4 protein-coding genes are annotated in these 3404 nt (G+C 64.5%); 3 read left to right on the top strand and 1 reads right to left on the bottom strand.

Annotated features, from left to right (window positions below; all coding sequences use genetic code 11):
• Window positions 1–83 precede the first annotated feature (83 nt).
• The 3 genes from EOA86_RS27320 to EOA86_RS27330 all read left to right on the top strand — a co-directional run bounded on the left by EOA86_RS27320 (window position 84) and on the right by EOA86_RS27330 (window position 2692).
• Entirely contained in the window at window positions 84–338 is a 255-nt protein-coding gene (locus tag EOA86_RS27320) for a DUF6356 family protein (protein ID WP_065005999.1), read from the top strand.
• Between the two features lie 14 nt (window positions 339–352).
• Window positions 353–1153 carry a class II glutamine amidotransferase gene (locus EOA86_RS27325; protein WP_128344536.1) on the top strand — a complete coding sequence of 267 codons (801 nt, stop codon included), beginning with the start codon at window positions 353–355 and terminating at the stop codon, window positions 1151–1153.
• A gap of 165 nt (window positions 1154–1318) precedes the next feature.
• Complete coding sequence (locus EOA86_RS27330) at window positions 1319–2692, top strand: amidase (RefSeq protein ID WP_128344538.1); 1374 nt, start codon at window positions 1319–1321, stop codon at window positions 2690–2692.
• Here the strand turns inward: EOA86_RS27330 and EOA86_RS27335 are convergent.
• The coding region (locus tag EOA86_RS27335; RefSeq protein ID WP_164892015.1) for an FAD-binding oxidoreductase at window positions 2686–3404 on the bottom strand (719 nt) is incomplete at its 5' end. The genes EOA86_RS27330 and EOA86_RS27335 overlap by 7 nt on opposite strands.

The following is a 3404-nucleotide window of genomic DNA, read 5'->3' on the forward strand; positions in this document are numbered from 1 at the left end:
ATACAAGGATATTTTGGGACCAATGAACCAAAAGCTCGTGCCAGAATACTCAGCATCGGGGCTTTTCCCGGTAGGAGGGCACCATGACGATACGGCTTGCAAGGCTCTTTACCTCGCACCCGGCCAAGGTGGGCGAGACCTATTTCAGCCATATGGCCTTCGCGGCGTGGTTCTGCTCGCGCCTGTTCATGGCAGCCTTCGCCGCGCTCATTCACGCTTTCTTGCCGTTTCTGTTTGAGACCACGGCCAGCCGAATCGTTCGCGAGCTCTATGAGCGCACGCACAACAGAGGCACACACGCGATCAAGGAGCCTGCGGCTTTCATGGATCGCGCCTGAGGGAAGATTAAGCGATGTGCCGCTGGGCGGCCTATCTTGGCGAAGCGGTTTTCCTCGAAGACATCGTCACGGCGCCCTGCCATTCGCTTATCGCCCAGAGTCATTGCGCCCAGGAAGCCAAGTCGCCGACCAATGGCGATGGCTTTGGCCTGGCCTGGTACGGCGACCGGCCCGAACCGGGTCTCTATCGCGACATCCTGCCGGCCTGGTCCGATCCCAATCTGAAGAGCCTGTGTCGCCAGATCAGGTCCAGCCTGTTCCTTGCCCATGTGCGCGCCTCGACCGGCGGCGCCACCAGCCGCATGAACTGTCATCCCTTCACTGCCGGCCGCTGGTCGTTCATGCACAACGGCCGGATCGGCGGCTTCGAAACAATCCGCCGCGCGCTGGAAAATTCGCTCTCTGACGCGGTCTTCGCCCAGCGCGAAGGCACCACCGATTCCGAACTCTTCTTTCTCCTGATGATCGACGAAGGGCTGTCGGGTGATGCGGAGGGCGCTGTTCTCCGCGCCACCAGCCGCGTTATGGACGCCTCGCGCCGGGCCGGCTTCGAACCGGCGCTGAGACTTACCGCCGCCTTGTCGGACGGCGAATCGCTCCATGCGGTGCGCTATGCGTCCGATGCCCACGCGCCGACGCTCTACACCTCCGTCTTCGGCAATGGCGGCGGGCGATGCCTTATGTCGGAGCCTTTCGACCGTGATGGCGGCGACTGGCAGCCGATCCCGCTCTCTAGCTTCGTCACCATCACCAGAGACGGCATGACCATTCGCCCGTTCGCGCCGGAACCGGTAAGACTGGCGCTGGCCGTGTAGATCCCTCGCTATCGCGGCAATATCGCGGGACAGTCCCCTCAGCAGACCTCGCAGCGCAATTCCGATCAAGCACCGCCTGTACTCGAGTGCTGAACTCGGCTTGAAGACGCGCCGTAGCCCGCCATTTGGTGAGGCTGGCGCCGCTAGCAAGCCGGAGCATTGGTCATGGATCTCGTCTTTTCCTCCACCAGAGAATTGGCTGCCGCGATCCGCGACCGCAAGATTTCCGCCGTGGAAGCGCTGGACGCGCATTTGGCTGAGATCGACAAGCAAAATGAGGCGGTCAACGCCGTCGTCACGCTCGACAGGGAAGGGGCTCGCGCTCGAGCGAAGAAAGCCGACGAAGCCCAGGCGCGCGGCGACGCTGTCGGGCCGCTGCACGGTGTGCCGTTCACGCTGAAGGACACGCACGAAACGGCAGGCATAAAGACCACGGTCGGCTTCCCGGCCTTTGCCGACTATGTGGCGAGAAAAGACAGCCCGGTCGTTCTCAGGTTGAAGGCGGCCGGCGGCGTGCTGGTCGGCAAGACAAATGTCGCAACGATGCTGGGCGACTGGCAGTCGAATAATCCGCTGTTTGGCCGCACCAGTAATCCCTGGGATCTATCGCGCACCGCCGGCGGCTCCAGCGGCGGCGCCGCGGCAGCGCTCAGCACCGGCATGACACCATTCGAGATCGGCACCGACATGCAGGATTCGATCCGCCTGCCTGCAGCCTTTTGCGGCGTCTACGGCCTCAAGCCGACCGAGCACCGCGTCTCCCTGGCCGGCGCTTTTCCCGATCCCACCGGTGCGCCGCGCAGCGTGCGGCTGATGTCCTGTATCGGTCCGCTGGCCCGCAACGTCGAAGATCTGGCGCTGATCCTGGGGATCATAGCAGGGCCGGATGGCAGCGACACAGATCTTGCGCCGGTTCGGGTCGAGGACATGCCAGAGGTTGATCTCAAGACCTTGCGCATCGCTTTCGCGCCGGCCTTTCCGGGTTTTCCGGTGGCCGGCGAGATCAGGGCCGCGGTCGACAGTCTGGCCGAGCAACTCAAGTCTGCGGGGGCAGCCGTCGAGGAAGCAAGACTGCCGACGCTCGCCCTGCATGCCGATCTGACGCAAGGCGGCGCGCTGATCGGCATGATGCTGGAGGCTGCGCAGCCGGAGCCGCCAGAAGAACTGGCACCGGTCTCGCGATGGTTCGAGGCGCTCGCCCGCCGCGACCAGTCAATTCTTGCCTGGGACCGTTTTTTCGAAGGTTGCGATGTCTTGCTTTGCCCCGTCGCCATGACCACGGCCTTCCCGCATTGTGAGCCGGGAACACCGGTCAAGGTCGATGACAGGGAGCAGAGCTACTGGATGCTGCCGGCCTACGGCGCAGTGTTCAACTACAGCGGCCAGCCGGCACTGTCGATGCCCTGCGGGCAGGACCGCGACGGCCTGCCCATCGGCCTGCAACTGGTCGGCCGCCGCTGGTCGGAAGCGCGGCTGCTCGGCGTCGCCAGGGCAATAGCGCTGCTGAGCGGCGGTTTTCGCAATCCGCGCGGCTATTGAGCAAACCGCGTCAGCCCATACGGCTCAAGCAGCGGGTCGCGCGCGTCGTCGAGGATTTCCCGGGCGGCGAACAGGCCGACGGCTGGGGCCAGTGTGATGCCGGAATGCATGACCGCGACATAAAGGCCGCTCAGGCCTTCAGCCCGTCCGATGATCGGAAAGCCGTCGATCGGCGTCGGCCGATAGCCGACGGAGTGGAAATCCAGTTCCAGCCGGTCGGCGTCGCGCAGCATGCTCTTCATCGCCGCAAACAGCTCGCGACCGGTGGCTGCGGCATCCATTCCCGGATCGGCGCCGCCGAAATCCGAGCCGGCGATGATGCGGCCCTCGGCAGTCTGGCGCATGTGCAGCCGATCGCCGATCACCAGGCCGTTGAGCAGCTTTTCGTAGGGGCGTGAATGGACGATCAGGCCGGGCGGCGTCTCGATCGGCAGTTTTAACCCAGCCGTCGCCGCAATTGCCGGAGAGCCGGCGCCCGCTGCGATCACCACCTCGTCGGCAGCGATCCGTCCGCCTGACATATCCACGCCGGTAATCCTGCCATTGGTCTGCACCAACGCGGTCACAGCCGTTCCGCCCATCACCCGCAGGCCGCGCTGCTCGGCATCCACCAGCAGCGCCTGCGTGGCCGCGACCGGCTCGGCGACGCCCTCCTCTGCCACGTGAAGGGCGAAATCGGGAAGCTTGGTCAAATTGGGCTCTATACGTGCGG

This window comes from Mesorhizobium sp. M5C.F.Ca.IN.020.32.2.1, from assembly GCF_004023105.1.
Lineage (GTDB): Bacteria > Pseudomonadota > Alphaproteobacteria > Rhizobiales > Rhizobiaceae > Mesorhizobium > Mesorhizobium wenxiniae.

What these genes read in the sequence shown, in the direction of transcription:
- EOA86_RS27320 (WP_065005999.1), top strand. Translation starts at nt 84, where the DNA reads ATGACGATACGGCTTGCAAGGCTCTTTACCTCGCACCCGGCCAAGGTG.
- EOA86_RS27330 (WP_128344538.1), top strand. Translation starts at nt 1,319, where the DNA reads ATGGATCTCGTCTTTTCCTCCACCAGAGAATTGGCTGCCGCGATCCGC.
- EOA86_RS27325 (WP_128344536.1), top strand. Translation starts at nt 353, where the DNA reads ATGTGCCGCTGGGCGGCCTATCTTGGCGAAGCGGTTTTCCTCGAAGAC.